The organism is Nocardioides pyridinolyticus (genome assembly GCF_054653575.1).
Map to the genome: position 1 here is coordinate 308,026 of NZ_BAAIFY010000001.1, position 19,567 is coordinate 327,592.

19 protein-coding genes and 2 pseudogenes are annotated in these 19,567 nt (G+C 71.5%); 16 read left to right on the forward strand and 5 right to left on the reverse strand.

Translation table 11 applies throughout. From position 1 onward, the window contains the following. Positions 1 to 2: 2 nt before the first annotated feature. The 8 genes from ACYQ0U_RS01575 to ACYQ0U_RS01610 all read left to right on the forward strand — a co-directional run bounded on the left by ACYQ0U_RS01575 (position 3) and on the right by ACYQ0U_RS01610 (position 6,936). A complete protein-coding gene (locus tag ACYQ0U_RS01575; protein WP_459968659.1) occupies positions 3 to 1,202 on the forward strand; it encodes an MFS transporter in 1,200 nt (399 codons plus the stop codon). Between the two features lie 115 nt (positions 1,203 to 1,317). Continuing rightward, positions 1,318 to 2,166, forward strand: coding sequence for a DODA-type extradiol aromatic ring-opening family dioxygenase (locus ACYQ0U_RS01580; RefSeq protein WP_459968864.1), 849 nt, complete (start codon positions 1,318 to 1,320; stop codon positions 2,164 to 2,166). Positions 2,167 to 2,203: 37 nt separating this feature from the next. Continuing rightward, on the forward strand, positions 2,204 to 2,746 hold the full coding sequence (locus ACYQ0U_RS01585; protein WP_459968661.1) for a 3-phenylpropionate/cinnamic acid dioxygenase subunit beta: 543 nt from the start codon (positions 2,204 to 2,206) through the stop codon (positions 2,744 to 2,746). 49 nt (positions 2,747 to 2,795) lie between these two features. Continuing rightward, positions 2,796 to 4,199 (forward strand): aromatic ring-hydroxylating oxygenase subunit alpha, encoded by a 1,404-nt coding sequence (locus tag ACYQ0U_RS01590; RefSeq protein ID WP_459968663.1) that lies wholly within the window; start codon positions 2,796 to 2,798, stop codon positions 4,197 to 4,199. Further along, on the forward strand, positions 4,192 to 4,905 hold the full coding sequence (locus ACYQ0U_RS01595; RefSeq protein WP_459968665.1) for an SDR family NAD(P)-dependent oxidoreductase: 714 nt from the start codon (positions 4,192 to 4,194) through the stop codon (positions 4,903 to 4,905). The genes ACYQ0U_RS01590 and ACYQ0U_RS01595 overlap by 8 nt, the downstream gene beginning before the upstream one ends. Positions 4,906 to 4,907: 2 nt before the next feature. After that, positions 4,908 to 6,134 (forward strand): NAD(P)/FAD-dependent oxidoreductase, encoded by a 1,227-nt coding sequence (locus tag ACYQ0U_RS01600; protein ID WP_459968667.1) that lies wholly within the window; start codon positions 4,908 to 4,910, stop codon positions 6,132 to 6,134. 41 nt (positions 6,135 to 6,175) lie between these two features. Continuing rightward, entirely contained in the window at positions 6,176 to 6,373 is a 198-nt protein-coding gene (locus ACYQ0U_RS01605; RefSeq protein WP_459968669.1) for a ferredoxin, read from the forward strand. Between the two features lie 47 nt (positions 6,374 to 6,420). Then, entirely contained in the window at positions 6,421 to 6,936 is a 516-nt protein-coding gene (locus ACYQ0U_RS01610) for a histidine phosphatase family protein (protein ID WP_459968671.1), read from the forward strand. Here ACYQ0U_RS01610 and ACYQ0U_RS01615 read toward each other — a convergent pair. The 3 genes from ACYQ0U_RS01615 to ACYQ0U_RS01625 are packed head-to-tail and all read right to left on the reverse strand — an operon-like array spanning position 6,933 to position 9,443. Continuing rightward, a complete protein-coding gene (locus tag ACYQ0U_RS01615; protein ID WP_459968673.1) occupies positions 6,933 to 7,484 on the reverse strand; it encodes an LOG family protein in 552 nt (183 codons plus the stop codon). The genes ACYQ0U_RS01610 and ACYQ0U_RS01615 overlap by 4 nt on opposite strands. Positions 7,485 to 7,500: 16 nt before the next feature. Continuing rightward, entirely contained in the window at positions 7,501 to 8,106 is a 606-nt protein-coding gene (locus tag ACYQ0U_RS01620) for a hypothetical protein (protein ID WP_459968675.1), read from the reverse strand. Continuing rightward, positions 8,103 to 9,443, reverse strand: a complete 1,341-nt coding sequence (locus tag ACYQ0U_RS01625; RefSeq protein ID WP_459968677.1) for an MFS transporter — start codon at positions 9,441 to 9,443, stop codon at positions 8,103 to 8,105. The genes ACYQ0U_RS01620 and ACYQ0U_RS01625 overlap by 4 nt, the downstream gene beginning before the upstream one ends. 92 nt (positions 9,444 to 9,535) lie before the next feature. Here ACYQ0U_RS01625 and ACYQ0U_RS01630 point away from each other — a divergent pair, with 92 nt between their 5' ends. Both ACYQ0U_RS01630 and ACYQ0U_RS01635 read left to right on the forward strand, forming a co-directional pair. Further along, positions 9,536 to 11,284: a GAF domain-containing sensor histidine kinase gene (locus ACYQ0U_RS01630; protein WP_459968679.1), complete on the forward strand. Its 1,749-nt coding sequence runs from the start codon at positions 9,536 to 9,538 to the stop codon at positions 11,282 to 11,284. A 28-nt stretch (positions 11,285 to 11,312) separates the two neighbouring features. Beyond that, positions 11,313 to 12,020, forward strand: a complete 708-nt coding sequence (locus ACYQ0U_RS01635; protein WP_459968681.1) for a DsbA family oxidoreductase — start codon at positions 11,313 to 11,315, stop codon at positions 12,018 to 12,020. Positions 12,021 to 12,033: 13 nt separating this feature from the next. Here the strand turns inward: ACYQ0U_RS01635 and ACYQ0U_RS01640 are convergent, their stop codons facing one another. After that, complete coding sequence (locus tag ACYQ0U_RS01640; protein WP_459968866.1) at positions 12,034 to 13,509, reverse strand: ATP-binding cassette domain-containing protein; 1,476 nt, start codon at positions 13,507 to 13,509, stop codon at positions 12,034 to 12,036. Between the two features lie 62 nt (positions 13,510 to 13,571). On the opposite strand from ACYQ0U_RS01640, the gene serA reads away from it, so the two are divergent. Both serA and ACYQ0U_RS01650 read left to right on the forward strand, forming a co-directional pair. Further along, complete coding sequence (gene serA / locus ACYQ0U_RS01645) at positions 13,572 to 15,158, forward strand: phosphoglycerate dehydrogenase (RefSeq protein ID WP_459968683.1); 1,587 nt, start codon at positions 13,572 to 13,574, stop codon at positions 15,156 to 15,158. A 64-nt stretch (positions 15,159 to 15,222) separates the two neighbouring features. Further along, positions 15,223 to 15,606: a hypothetical protein gene (locus ACYQ0U_RS01650; RefSeq protein ID WP_459968685.1), complete on the forward strand. Its 384-nt coding sequence runs from the start codon at positions 15,223 to 15,225 to the stop codon at positions 15,604 to 15,606. Here ACYQ0U_RS01650 and ACYQ0U_RS01655 read toward each other — a convergent pair. Beyond that, positions 15,578 to 15,991 carry an ANTAR domain-containing protein gene (locus ACYQ0U_RS01655; RefSeq protein WP_459968687.1) on the reverse strand — a complete coding sequence of 138 codons (414 nt, stop codon included), beginning with the start codon at positions 15,989 to 15,991 and terminating at the stop codon, positions 15,578 to 15,580. The two genes, ACYQ0U_RS01650 and ACYQ0U_RS01655, sit on opposite strands and share 29 nt — an antisense overlap. A gap of 457 nt (positions 15,992 to 16,448) precedes the next feature. On the opposite strand from ACYQ0U_RS01655, the pseudogene ACYQ0U_RS01660 reads away from it, so the two are divergent. The 4 genes and pseudogenes from ACYQ0U_RS01660 to ACYQ0U_RS01675 form a co-directional block, all read left to right on the forward strand. Then, positions 16,449 to 16,658: pseudogene (locus ACYQ0U_RS01660) on the forward strand (chemotaxis protein CheB); the annotation flags it as partial. 74 nt (positions 16,659 to 16,732) lie between these two features. Beyond that, positions 16,733 to 17,413: pseudogene (locus tag ACYQ0U_RS01665) on the forward strand (chemotaxis protein CheB); the annotation flags it as partial. A 17-nt stretch (positions 17,414 to 17,430) separates the two neighbouring features. Next, entirely contained in the window at positions 17,431 to 19,044 is a 1,614-nt protein-coding gene (locus ACYQ0U_RS01670; protein ID WP_459968689.1) for a CheR family methyltransferase, read from the forward strand. Positions 19,045 to 19,094: 50 nt separating this feature from the next. Beyond that, positions 19,095 to 19,565: a tRNA (cytidine(34)-2'-O)-methyltransferase gene (locus tag ACYQ0U_RS01675; RefSeq protein WP_459968691.1), complete on the forward strand. Its 471-nt coding sequence runs from the start codon at positions 19,095 to 19,097 to the stop codon at positions 19,563 to 19,565. Positions 19,566 to 19,567: the final 2 nt, after the last annotated feature.

A 19,567-nucleotide genomic window follows, 5' to 3' on the forward strand; every position in this document is an offset into this window, starting at 1 on the left:
CGATGCCCAACCCGCCGTCCAAGGGGCCGCCCTCAGGCGCATCGCCCCGTCGCGAGGAACTCCTCGGCTGTGCGGCCGCCGGTGTGTTCACGTTTAGCGTCGGCATGTCCGGGATCGCTGTGCCTCTCATCGCTCTGTCCGCCGGGCTCGGCGCAACTCAGGTCGGCGTCCTCGCCACCCTGACTGCTGCCGCTCAGCTGCTCGCCCGTCTCGGGCTGGGGCCTGCCGCGGCACGGTTTCCGGACCGCTCACTCGTCGCCGTCGCCGGCATCCTGCTGGCCGTGTCGAACCTCATCGTGCTCGTGGACGCGATCTGGGTGACACTCGCCGCGTGCCAGGTACTCCAGGGAGTGGCACGTGCGGTGTTCTGGACGGGAAGTCAGGCTCACGCGGTCCGTGCCTCACGCTCGGCCGTCCAGGGGTTGGCCTCCCTCAACTTCGTTGCGGGCGTCGGTGGGGCGTTGGGACCCTTGGTCGCCGGCGTGCTGCTCGCGTTCTCCGAGCGCGCGACGATGGCGTCCGCGGCAGTTGTCGGACTCGGCACCGTCGTGCCCGCGATGGCGCTGGTTGTCTTGCCACCCCTCCTCGTCCGAGACCGCCGTCCCCGCGTCGAGCGGAGGCAGCTGCGACGGCGAAGGCGCCGTGGCTCGGGCGAGCCGCGAGCGTGGTCGGGTGTGGCCTGGACGACCGTCACCCCAGGCGGGTGGCGCGCGCTCCTGACGTCGTACGTCCCGGTGATCCTCGATGCTTCCCGGCACTCCTCGTCGGTCATCGGAGCCCTCGTCGCCGCAGCCAACGGGGCGTCGATCGTCGGCAGCATGGTGGCTGGCCGCGTTCGGGGACCCTTCGTCGAACGGGCGCTGACCTGCGGCATCGTGGCAACAGGGTTCGGCCTCGCAGTGGCGGCTACGGCCTCGTCCTGGCTCTGGGCGGCCGCGGCCGCCCTGGTGGTGTCGGGAGTCGGTTCGGGCCTGGTGCAGACCCTGGGGCCCGGGTTCGCCAGCCAGCTCGCGGGCACAGAGGATCAGGGGCAGGTGATCATGGCCACCGGCACCTATCGGTCCGCCTCGCTGCTGTTGGCCCCCCTGGGCGCGGCCGGGCTGGGCGCGCTGGTCGGGCTCGCGCCCGCCGTGACGGTCCTGGGCATCGCGATCGCGACCCCGGGGTGGTTCCTGCGCCGGTCCTTCCGACGTCGCTGTTGACGCTCCGGCTCCTGGCTACATAGAATGATAAAATCTTCGGAAAGCGAAAAAAGGACGTCGAGTGACCACCACATCCACCGATCCATCCACACAGGTCGGGGCGAGCCGCGCCTTCGTGTGCTTGTCCCACAGTCCCTTCATGACCCTGCCGGACGCGCAGGATGTCGGCCTGGGGTATCGCGGGGCGGTGGATCAGGTGCGTGCCTTCATCGACGACTTCGCCGCAGATGTGGTGGTGCTGTTCGCCCCCGATCACATGAACCTCCTCAACGAGGTGCGGCCCCCCTTCACCGGAGTGCTGTCGGGCCGCACCCTGCCCGAGTTCGGCATCCCCGAGATCCCGCTGACCGTGCACCCGATTGCCACGGAGCTTTACCGCGCGATGGTGCAGACCGACGTCGACCTCGCCGTTGCCGAGAACGTGAGCGTCGACCACGGGATGGGGCTGACGCTCACGCAGTTGTTCGACGAGCCCTCGGTCGTGCCGCTGGTGCCGATCATCGTCAACGCCATCGGGTTCCCGCTGTTCCCGGTCGCGCGGGCCGCGCGGGTCGGAGCGATCCTCGGTCGGGCGCTCTCCGGAGCCTCCGAACGCATCCTGTTCGTCGGTACCGGGGGCCTGAGTCACCACCCGCCGTTCCCCGAGCCGAAGCCGGGTGCGGTGCGACTGACCGACGAGGAGAGGGCCGCTTCGCTGGCCACGGCCCTCGACTACGTAGATCCGGAATGGGATCAGGCGCTGCTCGCGGGCATGGCCAGGGGCGAGCGCGACGTCTTCTCACGCATCGTTCAGGACGAGATCGATCCCCGCGGAGGAGGGGCCAACGAAATCCGCACATGGGCTGCTGCCTGGGCGGCGGCGGGTTCGTGCACCCCGACCTTCACATCGTACGAGCTCGTCGAGAAGTGGATCACCGGAATGGGCGTCTCCTTCGGCCTCGGCGCGCGTGTCGAGGCGCCGTGAAGGCGCAAACCGGTCTTGAGAGAGAGAAGGCGTAATCGTGCTCGACGAGGTTCTTGACGGTATGGCTGACCGCGACTACAAGCTGCACTGGAGCGTGGAGCAGTTCATGTTCCGCGAGGCCGATCTGCTCGACGAACGACGGTTCCGCGAGTGGTTGGACCTGCTTCACGAGGATCTCGAGTACCAGGTCCCGCTGCGGCGTAACGTCCACTCGCGGCAGATGGACCGTGAGAACACGAACGCAGGCGTCGACGTCATGTGGTTCGACGAGGACAAGAAGACGCTGCGGAAGCGGGTCATCCAACTCGAGACCGGTGAGCATTGGGCAGAGGAGCCGATCTCCCGTGTCTCCCACCTGGTGAGCAATGTGCGAGTGGTCCACGTGGATGACGATTCGGTGCAAGTCACGTCGCGCTTCCTTGTCTACCGGAACCGCGTTGACACGGAGACCGACACGTTGGTCGGTCGTCGCTTCGACACTCTGGTGCGGGGAGCCGCCGGGTCCTGGCTGCTACGCAAGCGTGTCGCCTTGATCGACCAGAGCGTCCTCATGGCCAAGAACCTCACGGTGTTCCTCTAGTCAACCGCCCCCACGATCGCATTCGAGTACAGGAAAGAGAACACGACAGATGAGCTTGGGAGACCCCACCCCGGCGGTGGACTTGGCCGCGCTGGTCGACGTGACCAACGGCGTGATCGACCGCCGCGTCTTCGGCGAGGAAGAAATCTTCCGGATGGAGCTGAAGAACCTGTTCGCCCGGGCTTGGCTCTTCGTCGGACACGAGTCTCAGATCCCCGAACCAGGGGACTTCTTCTCCTCCCGCATGGGCACCGACGCTGTCTTGATGACCAGAGACTCGGAGGGTGAGGTCCACGTCCTGCTGAACTCCTGCCGTCACCGTGGGATGAAGGTCTGCCGCTACGACTCCGGCAACACGCTCGAGTTCACCTGCCCGTACCACGGTTGGTCCTACTCGATCGACGGTGAGCTCGTGGACACCCCAGGCGAGCTGTTCGGCGTCCCGCACTACGGCAATGCCTACGGCGGCAAGCTGAAGCGGGAGGACTGGGGACTCGTCCGAACCGGGCGCACAGTCAACTACCGTGGCCTGATCTTCGCGACGTGGGACGCGGATGCGCCGTCCTTCGAGGAGTATGTCGGCAACTTCAAGTACTGGCTCAACAACCTGGCGGACAGTCTGTCGGGAGTGGTCGCCGGTGCAGAAGTCATCGCCGGCGTCCAGAAGTGGCGGGTTCCCACCAACTGGAAGCTGGTGGCCGAGAACTTCCTCGGTGACTCCTACCATGCCGACACGACGCACTCGAGCGTCGAGACGGTGGGGATCGGGCCCGCGGGCGCCACTGGGACACGGCATGGAACCGGTCCCGACGCCCTTGCCGCGCGCCGAGCGAAGTTCCAGCGGTCGGTCTCGTTTCCTGACCTCGGCCATGGTGCCAACGACTCGCCCGACGAGGACCGGCAGTCCCCCCAGTTCGCGGACAATGAGGAGCTGACCGAGTACTTCGCAGCCCTGTCGGCGCAGAAGAAGAAGGTGCGGCTTGCCGAGGGGCATCCCCTCGGCGCCAATGGCCCCGCCACGATGTTCCCGTCGATGTCTCTCCACGCGCTCGGTTTCCCCAAGACCATCCTGGTCGCCCATCCGGTCACGCCCTGGGAGACGGAGATCTGGCGCTGGTACATCGTCGACAAGGACGCCCGGGACGACGCCCGCCAGTGGCTTCGCCACTACTACCTGCGCTACTCGGGTCCGGGTGGGCTGACCGAGCAGGACGACATGGAGAACTGGGACTACGCGACGAGTGCCAGCCGCGGGGCGGTGGCCGGCACGTTGCCGTACAACTACGCGCAGGGGTTGGGCATGACCCGGCCGAGCTCGCTGGAGGGCGCAGTCGAATCCACGCACTGGTCGACCGAGGAGAACGCGAGGAACTTCTACCGGCGGTGGGCCAGGATGGCCCAGGGCGAAGCCTGGCCGTCCCTGATGACCCCGGGCGCGTTGCCCGATGCCTGAGGGCGCCGGGCGGGGAACCGCGGTCGTCACCGGAGGCGGCAGCGGCATCGGCCAGGCGGTTGCGCGACGCCTTGTCTCCCGCGGCCACACCGTCGTCGCCTTCGACCGCTCCTTCGCCGATGACGGCCCGCCCGGCCCTGGACTTCGGCAGATGGTCGCCGACATCAGCGACCCCGGCACCTGGGGTGCTGCTCTCGCCACGATCGAGGAGCCGGTCGACGTGGTCGTGAACGCTGCCGCCGTTCGTCCGACCGGTCCAGTCGACGAAGTCACGGAGCAGGAGTGGCGACAGTGTCTCGACGTCAACATCGTAGGCGCCTCCCTGTTGATCGCGGATGCGGTACCTCGGATGGTCAACGGGGGGCACATCATCAACATCGCCTCGGGTGCTGCTTTCGGGAAGCGCTCGCTGGGGGTGTACGGCGCCTCCAAGGCAGCCTTGGTCAGCCTGACCCGCACTGCCGCCCTCGAACTGGCCCCGCGGGGCATCCGGGTCAACGTGGTGGTGCCGGGGACGACGGATACGCGGATGCTGCACGAGGCGCGCGGGTCGGGGACGGCCACGACCGACTCGTCATCACCGCGCAACCTCGGCGGGCACACCTTGAGCCCCGACGACGTGGCTCGCGATGTCGTGGCCTGCCTCGACCTTGCCCTGGTCACGGGTGCGCTTCTTCCCGTCGGCCTTCTCCCGTGGGAGTGGTGAGCATGCGCGAGACGATCGCCATCGTCGGGGCCTCCCTGGCGGGGGCGCGCGCTGCTGAGGCTCTCCGGGACTCGGGCTTCACGGGACGAGTCGTGCTCATCGGTGACGAGCCGGACCAGCCGTACGACCGCCCGCCCCTGTCCAAGCAGGTCTTGACCGGCGAGTGGGATGAGGACGACATCGCATTGGTGTCGCCTCAGGACTGGGACGATCTGGATGTCACCGTGCGCCTCTCCACGCGTGCCATCGGCGTTGACGTGAGCCGCCGAGGGTTGCAACTCGACGACGGGAGCAGCCTGTCATACGACGGCTTGATCATTGCGACGGGAGCGCGTGCGCGCACGTTCGCAACGGGGACCGGACCCGGCGTCCACGTCCTGCGGACCCTCGCTGACGCGCACAGGCTGGGATCGGCCCTCGCGGAATCCGGGCAGTCCATCGGCATTGTCGGTGGCGGCTTCATCGGTTCCGAGGTGGCGTACGCCGCCAAGGCATTGGGGAACTCGGTGACCGTCCTCGAGCGCGGACCCGGGCCCATGGCCCAGGTGCTCGGGGAACGGGTCGCCGTGGAGTTGGCTGCCCTTCAGGCAGCACACGACGTCGATTTGAGGACCGATGTCGCGGTGTCCGACGTACGCCCGGCGGCTGGGGACGGTCGATCTCGAGCAGAGGTAGTCCTGGGCGGAGGTGAGGTGATGCGCTTCGACGAGGTCCTCGTCAGCATCGGTGCGGTGCCCAACGTCGAGTGGCTCGCGAGCTCGGCCCTGCGCGTGGAGGGCGGACTGGTCTGCGACGAGTCGCTCTTCGCGGCGGACGGCGTCGTGGGCGCTGGAGACGTCGTGCGCATCGTCGACGGCGACGGTCGGTTGCGCCACCGGATCGAGCACTGGACCGACTCGGCGCGCCAGGCAGAAGTGGCTGCGGCGAACCTGTTGTCGGGGCGCGAGAACGCCACGAAGTTCGGAGGCCTTGGATACGTGTGGTCCGACCAGTTCAAAGTTCGGATCGAGGTCATCGGGGACCCCACGGCTGGCACGGTCGTAGAGGATGTGCCGGGCAACGCTGAGCCCGCAGGAACCAGCTGGTTGTTCCGGTACGCACGGGGCGACGAGACGGTCGCCTTCGTGACCATCGCGCAACCGAAGGTCGCGCTCGGTATCCGGCGCCTGGCGACGGATCCCGCGGCGTTGTCCCGACTACGCGCGAAGGATGTGTCGCTCCCGGCCTGACCGGGAGCGACGAAGAGAAGAAGTCGTGGAGGCATGAATTCATGAAGATCGAGGCAGACCTGGCGGCATGCCTGGCCTATGGGAACTGTGTCGCGGCGGCGCCCGACGTGTATGACCTGCCCGACCAGAAGGTCGAGGTGCTGCTTCCGGAGCCACCGCCCGAGCTCCAGGCAGCCGCCCGCAAGGGTGTCCGTCGCTGTCCGGCGAAGGCGCTACGCATCGTCGAGGAGCAGGCGTAGCCGGGCGCGCGCGTCCTCGGTCGTGACGGTCGAGGGAGCCGCGTACGGTGGCCGCGGGCATCGCCACCGGCTGGCTACCCGGGCGACTGTCCGCGCTCGGACGCAGCCAGGCCGCCGAGCTCGGCGCACGACGCCGCAACGACGGCTTGGATGCCGTGTTCAGCTCGGACCTTGCGCGCGCGGTGGAGTCCGTCGACATCGCGTTCGCCGGCGTCGACCTCCCCGTCCTGCTCGACTGGCGGTTGCGTGAGTGCGACTACGGCGAGCTCAACGGCATGCCGCGCGAGCGGGTCCACGCTGATCGCCTGGCCCAGTTGACGACACCCTTCCCCGGCGGCGAGAGCTGGGAGCAGGCGGTCGCACGTGTCGGGCGGTTCCTCTCCGACCTGCTCCCTCGCTGGGATGGCGCCCGGGTGCTGGTCGTCGGCCATGTCGCCACTCGAGTCGGCCTCGAGCACCACCTGCGACGGGTTCCCCTGCCCGAGGCAGTCGCCGCCGACGTCCCGTGGCAGCCCGGGTGGGAGTACCTCCTCGAGGCGGCTCAGCCCGAGCTGACGGACTAGCGCGCCGCCAGCCCGGCGAGCGCCTCGTCGAGGGTCGTCGCGACGACGACGTCGTCGAGGACCTCGCGGCGCACGAAGCCTGCGTCGACGAGGCCGTCGAGGGCGGTGAGCAGGGGCGTCCAGAAGCCGCCGGTGTCCAGGAAGCCGACCGGGTCCTCGTTGAAGCCGATGTGGCGCCAGCTCCAGACCTCGATGATCTCCTCGAGCGTGCCGAGCCCGCCGGGCAGGCACAGGAAGGCGTCGGCGAGCTCGGCCATCATCGCCTTGCGCTCGTGCATGGTGCGGACGACGTGCACCTCGGTGAGGTCGTGCCGGCCCCACTCGCGGTCGACCATCGACTGTGGGATCACCCCGAGCACCTCGCCGCCGCCGTCGAGGGCACCCTGCGACACCTCGCGCATCAGGCCGCTGCCGCCCCCGCCGTAGACGAGGCCGATGCCGCGCTCGGCCAGGCCGCGGCCGACGTCGTACGCCGCCCGCGCCCATGCGGGGTCCCGCCCGTCGCTGGACCCGCAGAACACGGCGACCCGCCGGATGTCTCGACTCACGGGGCGAGTCTAGGAATCAGAACCCCGGCACGAGATCACGGGCCCGGTCGGCGAGGGAGTCCTTCACCGCCCGGGTGATCGCGGTCTCGAGCTGCTGGTCGAGTGCGTCGGGGTCGTCGAGGTTCTCCAGCACCATCCGCAGGTCGAGGTCGTCGATCGCCCGGGTGAGCACCTCGTCGGTCTTCAGGGCCGCGTCGACCACGGAGTCGGGGAAGGCGCGGATCGCGGCCTCGAGGAAGGCGTTCAGGTCGGCGTTCTCCAGTGCCTCGTCGAGCAGGTCCGAGGCCGGCGGCAGGGTGCCGGCGGCGTCCATCCGGGTCACCGCGGACAGCAGGCCGTCGTGCAGCGCGTCGACCTGGGCGTCCGTCGGCTCGGGGGTCTGGGCGAGCTCGAGCGTGAGCGTCTCGCGGCTGACGCCGAGGGTGCAGGCGGCGTCGTCGAGGGCGAGCAGCACGAGGGTCTCGGTGAGGCCGTCGATGCCCGCGGACGCCGACGAGACCTCGTGCTGCGCGCACGGGTCGGCCGGCTGGAGCGGCGCGAAGTCGCCGCCGCCGGCGGCGACCTGGACGCCGAGCACGCCGACCACCAGGGCCAGGGCGAGGGACGGGAGGGCGAGGTTCACGGTCGCCTCCGGTGCGGCGCGGCCACCCCGAGCAGCGCCAGCAGGGCGAGGGCGGCGCCGATGAGGAACGAGTCGCGGAACGCCCAGGTGGCAGCGCGCTCGATCTGCTCGCTGAGGTCGGCCTCGAGCCGGTCGAGCGCCGCCTGGTCCTCCGGTGCGACCTCCAGCGAGGCGAAGGCGTCGTGGAGGTCGGGCACCTGGTCCTCCTGGCCGGCCAGCTCCTCGCCGAGCGCCTCGGCGAGGGCGACCTTGTCCTGGGTGGGCAGCGGGGCGTCGAGCACCACCGACGTGATGGCCTCCTGGGCCGGCACCTGGGCGTCCCTCAGGTCGGCGGTGAAGACCGGCGTCAGGATGGCCAGGCCCACGACCACGCCCAGGTGGCGGGCGCTGATCGTCCAGCCGGCGTGCCGCACCCGCGGCAGGCGCATCTCCATCGCCTGCGAGGTCAGCCGGTCGATGGTCAGCCCCAGGCCGAGCCCGACGAGGACCTGGGGCGCGACGGTCCAGAGGAGGTGCGCCGACGGCGGGATCGCCAGACCGACCAGCCCGCCGGCGACGAGGAAGCAGCCGACGGCGACCTCGACCTCGTGGGTCGCTCGCAGGGTCCGGGCGAGCGGCGCCGCGGCCAGCGCAGCGATCGGGACGACCGACACGGTCAGCGCCGCGGTGGCGGGGGACCGGCCCCAGCCCTGGACGAGCAGCAGCACCAGCAGGAACAGGGCCGCGGTCAGCGCGGCGGACAGGAGGGCGAGCGTGAGGTTCGGGCGGATCGCCGGGCGGTGCCGGTCGGGCGGCACGGTCGCGACCCCGCGGACGGCCAGCGCCGCCGGCACCGCGAGCACGGCGAACGGCACCTGCACCACGAAGATCGCCTGCCACGAGATCGCCTCGGTCAGCAGGCCGCCGAGCACGGGCCCGGTGGCCGTGCCGACGACGCCGGCGGTCACCCATGCCGCGACGCCGCGGTGCTCGCTCCGCTCCGCGACGAGGAGCTCGAGGCAGCCCACCAGGGCCAGCGCGCCGCCGACCGCCTGGAGGCACCGCGCGGCGATGAGCACGTCGATCGAGCCGGCGACCGCGCACCACGCCGACGCGCCGGCGAAGACCGCGATCCCGGCGGCGGTGAAGAGCCGGGGGTCCGCGCGCCCGTAGAGCATGGCGGCCGGGACGGCGACCAGCCCGAGCACCAGGTTGAACGAGATCAGGACCCAGGCCACCTCGCTGACCGTCGCGTCCAGGTGCACGAGGATGTCGGGCAGGGCGAGCGTGACCACCGCGGAGTCCGCGAGCACGAGGGCCACGGTGACCGCGAGCAGGGGAGCCACCGCGCGACGCACCGCGCCATCCTGTCAGGCCCGCCAGGGGCGTCCGCCGATCGGCCGCAGCCTCCTCCTGACGCCCGCCCTCACCGCGCGCTAGGTTCGCTCGTATGGCTGAGGAGAGCTGGTCCGACTCCTCCGCGCGCGCTGTCCTGCAGCTGATGGTGGAGTCGGTCGCCGAGATGGTGGGCTTCGAGGTGGCCGTGCTGTCGGTCGTCGTCGACGAGCAGCTCGTCACGGTGGCGTACACCGGACCCGAGGAGTTCCGCGACTACCTCGAGGAGCCCGACCCCGTCTCGGTGCTCGGGTCGGTGCTGGCGTCCGCGGTGGAGTGGGGTCCGCGACTGCGGTTCATCCCCGCCGGCGCCACCGAGGGCCTCGAGGGCCACTGGGTGATCCTCGAGCAGGAGACCCCGGCGACCCCCGACGCCTGGCACCCCGAGGACGCGCTGCTCGCGCTCCTCACCGACGACTCCGGCGTACCCGTCGGCGTGCTGTCGGTCGACAAGCCGCTCACCGGGCGGCGACCCGACGCACGGCAGTGCCGCCTCCTGGAGCGGTACGCCGCCCAGGCCGAGCGCGCCGTGCTGACCGCGATCGAGCGCGAGGCGCTGGTGCAGCAGGTCGGCCACGCCGAGGCCGCGCGCCGCCTGATCCGGACGGCGTCGGTGCCCGCGCACGCCTCGCTGGACGCCGTGCTCGAGCACACGCACCGCCCGCTGGTCGAGGGCTTCCGCGCCAGCGGCTCGTGGATCCAGCTGCTCGACGCCAACGGCCCTGGCCCCGGCTACGCGCGCTCGCACGACGGCGAGATGGTCTACCTCGACGACCACGTGGTCGCCGCCGCGTGCGCGATCGCGCCGGAGCTGTGGGCCGAGCAGCGGGCGCTCGTCGTCAGCGCGGGGGAGTCCACCGAGGTGCCCGCCGACGTCCACCGGGCGCTCGCCGACCTCGAGCTCTCCTCGGTCCTCGGCGTGCCCCTCGGCGTCGGCGAGGAGTGCCTGGGCTTCCTCACGCTCACCCGGCGCGCCCAGGACCCGCCGTGGACCCAGGTCGAGATCGACTCCGCGATCCAGATCGGCCACGACCTCGGCGCCGCGGTGGTCACCGCCCGGGCGCTCGAGCGGGAGCGGACCCTGGTGCGCGAGCTCCAGCAGCTGGACGACTACCGCAGCCAGCTGATCGCCACGCTCTCCCACGAGCTGCGGACCCCGCTCACCGTCATCTCCGGCAACCTCGAGCTCCTCGGCGGCGTCGACCTCGACCCCGTCGCGCAGCGCTACCACGACGCGATGGGCCGCGGCACCAAGCGGATGGAGCGGGTGGTCGAGGACCTGCTGCTGCTCGCCCGGGTCAGCAACCCCCAGCACCCGCTGGTCCGCGACCGCGTCAACCTCGCCGGCATCGCCCGCGAGGTCGTCGACCTGGTCCGCACCACCGCCGCCGCGAAGTCCGTCTCGCTGACGCTGACGGCACCGCGGGGTCTCTTCGTCGCCGGTGACCCCCTCGAGCTCGACCGGCTCGTCGGCAACCTGGTCAGCAACGCGGTGAAGTACACGCCCGCCGGCGGCGCCGTCACCGTCACCCTCGCCCCGCACGGCGACGACGTCGCCGTCCTCGAGGTCGCCGACGACGGCATCGGCATCTCCGAGCAGGACCAGCTCGGCCTGTTCGGCGCCTTCTTCCGCACCACGAACCCCGACGCCCTCCGCGAGCCCGGCACCGGCCTCGGCCTGGCCATCGTCGCCACCATCGTCGAGCGCCACCACGGTGCCGTCTCCGTCCGCTCCAGTCTCGGCGAGGGCGCGACGTTCACGGTGTCCCTGCCCTGGGTGCAGTCCCCGAGTGAGCGGGAGTAAATCGACCTCCCGGGGCGTTGGCCCGGACATGCGCATCGAGATCTGGAGCGACGTCGTCTGCCCGTGGTGCTTCGTGGGCAAGCGACGCCTGGAGACCGCCCTGGCCGGGTTCGACCACGCCGACGAGGTGGAGGTCGTCTACCGCTCCTTCGAGCTCGACCCGACGGCTCCGCGCCACGGCACGGAGCTGAGCACCGGCGTGCTCGCCCGCAAGTACGGCCGCTCCGAGGACCAGATGCGCCAGATGCAGCAGCAGCTGGTCGACGTGGCCGCCGAGGACGGCCTGGCCTTCCGCCTCTTCGACACCGTGCACACCAACACGGTCGACGCCCACCGCCTGCTCCACCTCGCGCTCGCGACCGGGGGACCGGCGCTCCAGCGCGACCTCAAGGAGGCGCTGCTCTCGGCGTACTTCGAGCAGGCCCGCAACGTCGGCGACCACGACGTCCTCACGGAGGTCGCGGTCGGAGCCGGCCTCGACGAGACGCGCGTCCGCGCCGTCCTCGCGGGGCAGGAGTACGCCGACGAGGTGTCGGCCGACGTCCGGCAGGCGCGCGCGTACGGCGCCACGGGCGTGCCGTTCTTCGTCGTCGACGGCAGGTACGGCATCTCCGGCGCCCAGCCGACCGAGGTCTTCAGCCAGGTGCTCGACCAGGCGTGGACCGAGTCGCACCCGGTGCTCCAGACCGTCGGCGGCGACGCCGAGGCCTGCGGCCCGGACGGCTGCGCCCTCTGACCTATGACCTGACTCACGACCTGCGCTCCGGGCCGAGGTCGACCACCCGCTCCACGCCGACGTCCTCGAGGAACGCGGGGTCGTGGCTCGCCACCACCAGCGCGCCCCGGTAGGACGCGAGCGCCGAGACCAGCGCGTCGTACGACGCGAAGTCGAGGTTGTTGGTCGGCTCGTCGAGCAGCAGCAGCTGGGGGGCCGGGTCGGCCAGCAGCAGCGCCGCCAGCGTCGCCCGGAACCGCTCGCCGCCCGACAGGTCGCCGACCCGCCGGTCCTCGGCGCCGCCGCGGAACAGGAAGCGGGCCAGCCGCGCGCGGACGGCGTTCGCGTCGGCACCCGGCGCCCTGCGGGCGACGTTGCCGAAGACGGTGTCGCCGGGGTCGAGCAGGTCGAGCCGCTGGGGCAGGAACGCGACCGGCACCCGGGCCTCGCCGACCAGCCGGCGCAGCATGGTGGTCTTGCCGGAGCCGTTCGGCCCGACGATGCCGATCCGGTCGGGACCGCTGACCGGCAGCTCGCCCGCCATCACGACCCGGCCGCGCGGCACCTCGGTGCCGGGGAGGTCGATCCGGATCTCGCGGTCCTCGCGCAGCCGTGCCGCGGCCTCCTCGAGCCGGTCCTGCGCACCCGCGACCCGGTCGTCGTGCACGCGGCGCAGCCCGGCCGCCGACTGCTCGGCACGGTTCTTCTTGAAGTTGATCTGCGCCTTGCCGAGCCCCGTCGACACCTCGGCCTTCCGCGCGACCCGGCGTCGCTGGGCGAGCTGCCGCTCCGCGTCGAGCCGGTCGTGGCGCTGGCGGCGCAGGTCCGACCGGGCGCTGGCGACGGCCTGGCGGGCCGCGTCCTGCTCGGCCCGGACCTGGGCGGCGTACGACGAGTAGCCACCGCCGTACCAGCGGACCGCGCCGTCGCGCAGGTCGCCGATCCGGTCCATCCGCTCGAGCAGCTCGCGATCGTGGCTCACCACGAGCAGGGAGCGGGTCCAGCCGTCGACGACGTCGTAGAGGCGGGCGCGGGCGTCGGCGTCGAGGTTGTTGGTCGGCTCGTCGAGCAGCAGCAGGTCGGGCCGCCGCAGCAGCAGCCGGGCCAGCCCGAGCTGGGTGACCTCGCCTCCGGAGAGCTGGCCGAGGCGCCGGTCGAGCACGTCGGCGGGCAGGCCGATCCGGCCGAGCTCGACCTCGGCGCGGTCCTCGACGTCCCAGGCGTCGCCGATGACGTCGAGGTGGTCCCAGAGGCGCTCCGGGTCGGCGTCACCGGCCGCGACGGCCCGGACCGCGCGGCGTACCGCCGCGATCCCGAGGAACTCGTCGACCGGCTGGTCGACGTCGAGCGTGAGGTCCTGCGGCAGGTAGCCGACGTCGCCGGCGACGCCGAGGTGGCCGGCGGTCGGCTGGAGGACGCCGGCGACCAGCCGGAGCAGGGTGGACTTGCCGGACCCGTGGACGCCACCGGTTTTCCGGAAGGGGTCGGGGTACAGTCGTGCGGAGCACAGCGTCGTGCACGTTCCATCCGCACCACCCGCACCACCCGCACCAGGTCGTCGAGGACTCCGCTGTGACCCACCCCGTCGTACTCATCGCCGAAGAGCTCAGCCCGGCCACGGTCGCGGCCCTCGGACCCGAGTTCGAGATCCGCCACTGCGACGGCGCCGACCGCGAGGAGCTGCTGCGTGCGATCGGGGACGCCGACGCGGTGCTGGTGCGCTCGGCGACGCGGATCGACGCCGAGGCGCTCGCGGCGGCCAGGCGCCTCAAGGTCATCGCCCGCGCCGGAGTCGGCCTCGACAACGTCGACGTGCGCGCGGCCACCCAGGCCGGCGTCATGGTCGTCAACGCCCCGACCTCCAACATCGTCTCCGCCGCCGAGCTCGCCGTGGCGCTGATGCTCGCGGCCGCCCGGCACGTCTCGCCGGCGCACGCCGCGCTCAAGAACGGCGAGTGGAAGCGGTCGCGCTACACCGGCATCGAGCTCTACGAGAAGACCGTCGGCATCGTCGGCCTCGGCCGCATCGGCGTCCTCGTCGCCCAACGGCTGAGCGCGTTCGGCATGAACGTGATCGCCTACGACCCCTACGTCCAGGCCGGCCGCGCCGCGCAGATGGGCGTGCGCCTCGTCGACCTCGACACGCTGCTGGCCGAGGCCGACTTCATGTCGGTGCACCTGCCCAAGACGCCCGAGACCGTCGGCCTGATCGGCACCGAGCAGCTGGCCCGCGTGAAGCCGTCGTTGGTGCTCGTGAACGCCGCGCGCGGCGGGATCGTCGACGAGTCCGCGCTGTACGCCGCGCTCAAGGAGGGCCGGATCGCGGCCGCGGGGCTCGACGTCTTCGCGCAGGAGCCGTGCACCGACAGCGCGTTGTTCGAGCTGGAGAACGTCGTCGCCACCCCGCACCTCGGGGCCTCCACCGAGGAGGCCCAGGAGAAGGCCGGCATCGCCGTCGCGAAGTCCGTCCACCTGGCGCTGTCGGGGGAGCTCGTGCCCGACGCGGTCAACGTCCAGGGCGGCGTGATCGCCGAGGACGTGCGCCCCGGCCTCCCGCTCACCGAGAAGCTCGGCCGGGTCTTCACCGGCCTGGCCGGCGAGGTCGCCCAGCAGGTCGACGTCGAGGTCCGCGGCGAGATCACCGAGTACGACGTGAAGGTGCTCGAGCTCGCTGCGCTCAAGGGGCTCTTCACCGACGTCGTCGAGGATCAGGTCTCCTACGTGAACGCGCCGCTGCTCGCGGCCGAGCGCGGCTGCGCCGTCCGTCTGGTGACGGACCCCGAGAGCCCCGACCACCGCAACCTGATCACGGTCCGTGGCACCCTGGCCGACGGCTCGCAGGTGTCGGTCAGCGGCACGCTGGTCGGGATCAACCAGAAGGAGCGGCTGGTCGAGGTCAACGGCTTCGACCTCGACATCGAGCCGACCGAGCACCTCGCGTTCTTCACCTACGGCGACCGTCCCGGCATGGTGGGCACCGTCGGCAACATCCTCGGCGACGCCGGCATCAACATCGGTGGCATGCAGGTCTCCCGCCGGGCCAAGGGCGGCCTCGCCCTCGTCGCGCTCTCGGTCGACTCCGCGATCCCGCACGACGCGCTCACGGACATCCAGCACGCGATCGACGCCGCGTCGGTGCGCGCCATCGACCTGGCCTGAACGCTGGTCTGAACCGGTCCACACGCGGATGCGTGCGCCGCGGCATCGGGGGTACCGCCCGGTCATGGCCGACCGGACCGCCCACGCCGAGATCCTGCAGAGGAACAAGGCCCTGCGCGAGTGGGCCGCGGGCCTGCGGGCCTGGAGTCGGCTCGTCCGCGAGGGCAGCGGCACCGGACAGGCGGCCTGCCGCCGACCGAGCCGACCGATGTCCTCGCGTGCGCCCTCCCTGCCGGTGCGGTCGGACGAGAGCGGCCTGCCGTCGCTCGGCGAGGTGACGGTCCACGAGCTCTTCAGCACGCTCGTGGACATCCACGGGCTGCCCACCCGGACGGCGGTGCAGCGCCTGGCGACCGGAATGGCGATCGCGGGCTACCCGCCCGAGGTCGACCGGATCAGCGCCGCGGACGCGTTCGACGTCATCGAGCGGGCGGTCGGCGAGCGGTAGCCGCCCCACGACCCGCGGCGCCGTCGACGATCTCGGCCGCGATGTCCCGGACCTTGCGGTTGCTGGTGCTGCTCAGCTCGACGAGGTGCTGCCAGGCAGCCTCGGCGTCCAGCGCGCGGTCGGCCATCACGATGCCCTTCGCCTGGTCGATCGTCGCGCGCGAGGCGAGCGCCCGCTCCATGTCCCGCTCGAGCGGTGCGAGCTCCTCGAGCAGCTCGAGCTCGTACAGTGCCCCGGCCAGGGCGAGGGCCAGGAGACCGAGCGTCTCCTCGGGGACCGGCCGCCCCGGCGCGCCGTACGCCGTGAGCGTCCCCGTGACGGTGTCACCGGACTCGATGGGCGTCGCCACGGCCGAGCCGGCCTCGGGCGGGAGGTGACGCCGCATCCGTGGCCAGCGGTCGTCGGCGAGCAGGGCCGGGGAGACGACGGTCGTGCCGGCCGATGCCAGCAGCGTCGGTCCCTCGCCGCCGGCCAGCTGGGCGCCGTCGCAGGCCTGCGCGAACTGCGAGGACCAGGCGACCGCGGTGGGAGCTCCTCGGCACGGGGGTGCGACCCTGTCCGGGCGTGCTCCACCTGGCGTGCGAGCAGGTCGACCTGCGCGCTGAGCAGGTCCGGGTCCGGGGACGGCGAGGTCGTCGACGACAAGTCAGACTCCCGAGAGTGCGGCGTGCGACGGGCGTGGGTTCCACCCGGTGGGTCAGGACATTGTGCACCCAGCGCGTGACTTCGGCGACGGCGAGGAGGACGCTGGAGGGGTGACCTCCGACGCCGTGTCAGCAGCGACGCCCCCGGTGGTCGTGGTCGGTGCCTCGGCCGGTGGTGTCGAGGCGCTGCGCGACCTGGTGGCGCTGCTGCCCCGCGATCTCCGGGCAGCCGTGCTCGTGGTGCTCCACCTCCCGCCGGACGGGCTGAGTGCCCTCCCCGTGATCCTGCGCCGTGCCGGCGAGCTGCCGGTCCGCCAGGCGGTCGACGGCGCGCAGCTCCGGGCCGGGGAGGTCCTGGTCGCTCCGCCGAACCACCACCTGGTCGTCATCGACGGGTCGGTCAGCCTCACCCGCGGCCCCCAGGAGAACGGTCACCGTCCGGCGGTCGACGTCCTGTTCCGGTCCGCGCCCGCGCCCGCGGTGAGGGGGTGCTGGGGATCGTGCTGTCCGGCGCGCTCGACGACGGCGCGGCGGGAGCCGTCGCGATCGCGGGGCGGGGTGGACGCGTCGCCGTGCAGGACTTCGATGAGGCCCTGTACAGCAGCATGTCCCGCGCGGCTGCGAGCGCGGTCAGCGGTGCCGAGCAGCTGAGCCTGGCGGCGCTTGCCGAGCTCGCCCACGCCTGGGCGGAGGGGAAGGCACTCCCGGCGGCTGCCGCAGGTCAGCACCTGGAGGACATGGACAAGGAGGTCGGGATGTCCGAGCTGGATCCTGACGCGATGCACGACCACGACCGTCCCGGGGACCCGTCGGGCTTCGGCTGTCCCGACTGCGGCGGCGCTCTGTTCAAGATCGAGGAGGGTGGCCTGGTCCGCTACCGGTGCCGCGTCGGCCACGCCTGGTCCACGGACAGCCTGCTCGCCCGCCAGGCCGTCGACCTCGAGGGGGCGTTCTGGATGGCGCTGCGCAGCCTGGAGGAGAAGGCCTCGCTCAACGCCGAGCTCGCGTCCCGCTCCGCGGATCTGGGGCACGACCGGACGGCGGCGCGCTTCACCGAGAGCGCGCGCGAGGCCACGCATGCGGCAGAGTTGGTCCGACGGCTGATCGCCAACGTCGGTGAGACTGTCGGTGCGTCGGGCCGGGAGGCGCATCTCGAGAGCTGACGGGGGGACCAGGAACGATGACCGACGACGACTTCGAGGATCTGCTGCGCCACATCAAGGAGCAGCGCGGCTTCGACTTCACCGGATACAAGCGGGCGAGCCTCGCCCGCCGGGTGCAGCGCCGGATGGAGACGGTCGGGCTCCAGGGGTACGAGGAGTACCTCGACCACCTGCTGCTGCACCCGGACGAGTTCACCCAGCTCTTCAACACCATCCTCATCAACGTCACGAGCTTCTACCGCGACCCGGATGCCTGGCAGTACCTGCAGGAGGAGCTGTTGCCGGATCTGCTCCGGCGCCGCGAAGGTCGGCCGATCCGCGTCTGGAGCGCCGGCTGCGCGTCGGGCCAGGAGGCGTACTCGCTGGCCATGGTGCTCGCCGAGCTGCTCGGGCTCGACGAGTTCCGCGAGCGGGTCAAGATCTACGCCACCGACGTCGACGAGGAGGCGCTGGCCCAGGCCCGCCAGGCGACGTACACGGAAGCCGAGCTCGAGGGCCTGCCCGACGGGCTCCGGGACAAGTACTTAGAGCCGTCCGGCAACCGGTTCGTGTTCCGCAAGGAGCTGCGCCGCTCGGTCATCTTCGGGCGCAACGACCTCGTCCAGGACGCGCCGATCTCCCACGTCGACGTGATGACCTGTCGCAACACGCTGATGTACTTCAACGCGGAGACGCAGAACCAGATCCTCAACCGGATGCACTTCGCCCTGCGCCCCGACGGCATCCTCTTCCTCGGCAAGGCCGAGATGCTGCTCAGCCACTCGGCGTACTTCCGCCCGGTCGAGCTCAGGCGCCGCTTCTTCACCAAGGTCCCCACCGAGCCGCGCGACCGGCGAGCGATGCACCAGTTCGGCCTCACGCCGCGCGACATCGGCCGGCCGATCCAGGACCTCGAGGTGTCGTACCGGCCGGTCGAGCTGCGCGCCCACATCGAGGAGGCGCGGCACGAGCGGCGCGCGGTCTGGGTGCGTGACGTCGAGCAGGTGCGCGGCGGCGGCGAGACGCTGTCGCTGGACATCCAGCTGGTGCCGCTCGCGGACGACACCGGCGCCGAGGTGGGCCTGACGGTCATCTTCACCGACGTCACCCAGTACCGCCAGCTCCAGAACGAGCTCACCTACGCCAACCGGCAGCTCGAGATCGCCTACGAGGAGCTCCAGAGCACCAACGAGGAGCTCGAGACGATGAACGAGGAGCTCCAGTCGATGAACGACGAGCTCCAGTTCAGCAACGAGGCCCTGCGCGACCGGCAGGACGTGGTCGAGCGGCTCAACCGGTTCATGACCGCGGTGCTCGGCAGCATGAACGCCGGCGTCGCGGTCGTCGACGCCGATATGCAGATCCTCGCCTGGAACACCCGCGCCGAGGACCTGTGGGGCGTGCGGACCGACGAGGCCGTCGGGGCGCACCTGATGAACCTCGACATCGGCCTGCCCGTCGAGCAGCTGCGCCAGCCGATCCGGTCCCGCCTGTCGAGCGACGACGGCACCCCGGCGGTGCTGACCGTCGACGCCGTCAACCGCAGGGGCCGGGCGCTCCAGGTGCAGGTGACGCTCACCCACATCCGGGACCACGGCGAGGCCGCTCCCGCCGCGATGCTCGTGATGGACGTCGTCGAGAGCGGAGACTAGCGCTCGGGAGGCCAGTGCTGCCAGGCATCCGGCCCGGGATAGCGTGAGGCGTGTTCCACGTGATGTTCCTCGAGCCGCGCATCCCGCCCAACACGGGCAACGCGATCCGGATGGTGGCGGGGACGGGTGCCACCCTGCATCTGGTCGAGCCCCTCGGCTTCGACCTGAGCGAGCCGCAGCTGAAGCGGGCGGGTCTGGACTACCACGACCTCGCCAGGGTCGTCGTGCACCGCGACCTCGACACCGCCCTGGCCTCCGAGGCGCTGGCGTCCGCCCGTGTCTTCGCCTTCACCGCCCACGCGAGCCGCTGGTTCACCGACGTCGTGTTCGGGCCCGGGGACGTGCTGCTCTTCGGCCCTGAGCCGACCGGTCTGTCCGACGAGGTGCTGGCCCACCCCCGGGTCTCCGACCGCCTGCGGATTCCGATGGTGCCGGGCCGCCGGTCCCTGAACCTCTCGAACTCCGCGGCCGTGGTGACCTACGAGGCCTGGCGGCAGCAGGGGTTCCCGGGCGCGGGCTGACG